This window comes from Streptomyces aurantiacus (genome assembly GCF_001418335.1).
Taxonomy (GTDB): domain Bacteria; phylum Actinomycetota; class Actinomycetes; order Streptomycetales; family Streptomycetaceae; genus Streptomyces; species Streptomyces aurantiacus.
Genome location: NZ_LIPP01000491.1, coordinates 1 through 3,429, shown reverse-complemented (window position 1 = coordinate 3,429; position 3,429 = coordinate 1). Strand labels below are relative to the sequence as shown.

General features: G+C 68.8%; 3 protein-coding genes. 1 reads left to right on the top strand and 2 read right to left on the bottom strand.

Features of this window, described 5'->3' with window-relative positions:
* The first annotated feature begins 100 nt into the window (after window positions 1-100).
* Window positions 101-685 (top strand): Uma2 family endonuclease, encoded by a 585-nt coding sequence (locus AOK01_RS39345; RefSeq protein ID WP_055520349.1) that lies wholly within the window; start codon window positions 101-103, stop codon window positions 683-685.
* A 300-nt stretch (window positions 686-985) separates the two neighbouring features.
* On the opposite strand, the gene AOK01_RS39340 is transcribed toward AOK01_RS39345, so the two are convergent.
* Both AOK01_RS39340 and AOK01_RS39335 read right to left on the bottom strand, forming a co-directional pair.
* Entirely contained in the window at window positions 986-1,546 is a 561-nt protein-coding gene (locus AOK01_RS39340) for a hypothetical protein (protein WP_157871668.1), read from the bottom strand.
* Window positions 1,547-1,553: 7 nt separating this feature from the next.
* Window positions 1,554-3,350 (bottom strand): caspase, EACC1-associated type, encoded by a 1,797-nt coding sequence (locus AOK01_RS39335; RefSeq protein WP_055520345.1) that lies wholly within the window; start codon window positions 3,348-3,350, stop codon window positions 1,554-1,556.
* Between the last annotated feature and the right edge of the window lie 79 nt (window positions 3,351-3,429).

Genomic DNA, 3,429 nt, shown 5'->3' with positions numbered 1-3,429 from the left:
CTGACGGGGGTGAAGCGCCCCCAGGAGGGGCGCTTCACCCCCGTCAGTGGGAACCGCGCGACAAGCCCGCACCGGCCAGCCAGCCGCCTATCCTGGATTCATGGACTACGCGAAGATGCGGGCGATCGCCGAGGAGCTCACGACGTACGCCGAGCACCTTGAGGGGGCGTGGAACGTCGAGATCGGGTCCTCGGGACCGTTTCTCGCCATGATGAGCCCCTCCAAGCGACACGAGGGCGCGGTCCGTCGCATCAGGAACCAGCTCAACGAGCAGCTGCCCACCACCCACCCCGGCTACATCTGCGAGAACGGCCCCGAGATCGAGCACCCGTCGATCGGCCGCATGCGGCGCCCGGACGCCGTCGTCATCCCCGAGGACGTGCTCGACGAAGAGGGACTCGCCGTCGACGCGACGCAGGTGCTCGCGGTCATTGAGATCGTCTCGCCCTCCAACCCCGACAACGACTACACGGAGAAACTGGCGGACTATCCGGCGATGGGCATCGCCCACTACATGATCGTCGACCCGCGCACCGGCACGATCGAGGTGCATTCGGACCCCTGCAAGAACCGCTATCAGGTCAAGGACCCGTACATCTTCGGGGACGCGGTGCCGTTCGGCCCCTGGATGGTGGAGACCGGCGCCTTCCGCCGCTACGGCAGAGCCGGAAACAGCGAGAGCTGACTGGCCCGACTCTGCTGCCAGGTAACCCGGGCCGCGCACAGCACGCATCCGCGACCCTGCCTGCCCCCCTGGTCGGGACGGACCTTCAGGGGGCGATGGCGGCCTCGACGTTGTCCGGGGTGACCTTCTCCAGCCGCAGGGTGGGCTCCTGCGTGTCTGCGGGACGCGTGGGGTTCGCCGCCTCCGTCCGGCCGGGTCCGGTCCGCGATCAGGCGCGCGCCGAGCGCGAGCGCCCGTTCCACCTCCGCCTCCCTGGCGCGCCCCGTGGCGGTGGATGAAGGGTCCCGCCCTCCGGCCGGATCAGTGGTAGAAGTCCGGATCCAGGATGTTGTAGTCGGCATCGCGATACAGCCGCGGTCTTTGCCAGACCAGCGTGAAGAACGGGCAGTTCGCCGTGCCTCCGTCCCACCATGCCTCGACCGTGATCTCGTCGGGCTTGCCGTCGATGGTCAGGCGAGTGGGCACGTCGTACTTCCGCAGCCACTTGAGAAGGCCCCCTCCGATCCGTTCACCGTCGGCGCTGATACGCCAGTGGACCGTCCTGTCGGCGCATCTGTCCGGCACCACCACACGGAGAACGCCTTGCAGGTCGTCGACCCGCCCGTCGCCGAAGGCCGAGACGACTTCGAAGGTGCTCTCCATACGCCGCCGGACGACCCAGGCGTGCTCCTTCGTTCCCGCGTGGAACCGACTGGCGTCGTTCATCGACCCGCTGACCGGTCGTGCCCCGCTTCTGTAGGACGGCTGACTGGGCTCCATTGAGCCACCCACCAGAATCAGATGACCAACGACGACGAACACGAGCAGACCGAAGGTCACAATGAGGCCGTTGTGCTCACTGTCTTTACCTTGCGCGGGCATGGCCGGCTCACCAAGCGATCAGGTCGAAGCTCTTGGACAGTCGCGGGCTGCCCAGGACGAGACCGAAGCTCTCGCAGGAACCGCCGCCGTCCCACCAGGCTCCGAACCCGACCTTGCCGGGGACGCCGCGCTGGGCGAGGTCGACCGTCACCCGGTGTTCCCGTTTCCCGGTCAGGGACCCCTCGTCCACCGACTCCCCGTCGACAGTGATCCTCCAATGGACGGTCCGGTCCGCGCATCCCTTGGGCACGGAAACAGTCAGGCCGCCCAGCAGCCGGTCGACCGCGGCGTCTCCGTCGGGGCGGAACACGCTCTCGACGCTCCCCACGACGTCCCACATGTGCTGCGGGCCGTCCGGACCGTCATTGCTCACTACTGCCCCGCCCACCAAGGCCGGTCTTCTACCGCTGTCGTACACCAGAGTGACGGAACCGGCGCTGTCGATCCCCACAATCGTGAGGTACACCAGCGCGAGCGCGGCCAGGAGGGCGGACGCACCGCCGCATCCCATGGATCTCCCGGGCTTCGGACCTGTACCGGTCTCCACAGCCGGACTCCCCGGACCGGCCGGCCCTCCCTGCCGGTGTCGGCTTCTCGGCTCCCCCACGGACACCGCCACCGCGGCCTCCACCACCGCTTCGGCCCGCGTCGGCTTCTCCTCCCGCAGCCGCTCCACCTGTCCCTGGAGCACCCGCACCTCCGTGTCCAGCTGGCGGAGCCGCTTCCTCGCCGCCGTCAGCTCGCCCTCGATGGTGTGGCTGTAGTCCCCCGCCTGTGCCAGCCGACTCCCCAGCAGCTCCACCTCCTCCTGCCAGTACAGGATCTGGGTGCGCGTGTCCGGTGCGGTTCGTTGAGCGGTGCGGCGCAGGGTGTGCAGGCGGGTCAGTGCCGCTTGAGGGAGTACAACGCCGTGGGCCGACAGGGCGACCACGAACTCCCGGGGGGCCACGCTCTGCCCGCGCAGGTAGCGACGTACCAGAGAAGGGTCACCGAGAAGCTGTTCCACGTCGCCGCCGGCTCGCGCCGCCGCCTCTCGCAGCGCCGTCGCGTACGCCTTTGCCTCGGGGCCCGGGACCGGGGTCCAGCGATTGCGGGACAGGGCGATGTGCTGGCCGAGTTCACCCGCCCACTGTTGCGGCACCGGCCGGCCCTTGGCTCGCAACTCTCTTCGCACGTGCGTGAACAGTGCACCCATGTCGAGGAGCTCCGGCCCGTCGGGCACGCCCTCGGCCGCCGCCTTCAGGAGTTCACCGGTGAACGCCGTGTAGTTCTCACCCTCCGGGGCCATCGCCGTCTTCTCCGCGGCGGACGCCGTCATCAGATACGTACCTTCGATGCAGGTGAGGTCGGCGAGCGGCAGCTCCAGGCCCATGCGACCGTGCATGGCCATGCCTCCGTAGCAGCAGTCGAGGACGACCACGCGGCGCCGCGCGGGGCATTCCTGAATGAGCGAACGCAGCTGGTCGTAGTCCACAGAGTCGTAGAGCCGCCCCAGATGGGAGTTCGGCAGTCCCAGGAACAGGCTCAGCTGCGGCGACGGGAGTCCGTGTCCGGCGAAGTAGACGAAGAGGGCGTCGGTCGCTTCCTTGCCGGCTGCGTGGACAGCGTCGAAAACTGTGACGGGGGACTCGGGGTCGCACAGCACGACACAATGCTTGGGATCGAGGCCCCAGGACCCGGGTCCGATGAGCAACTCTTCCATGCCGCGCAGGTTTTTGGTGACGGCGGGCAGGCGGTCCAGGACCGCGTACTTGTCGACGCCGATGAGGACAGCCCGGGAGGCCGCGGGGTCGGGCAGGGTCACTGGACGGGGTTCTCGGCGTCCCGCCCCGGAATCGACGGAGCGTGGGTGTCGGGGCGGCGAGGCGCCGGCGCCTCAGTGC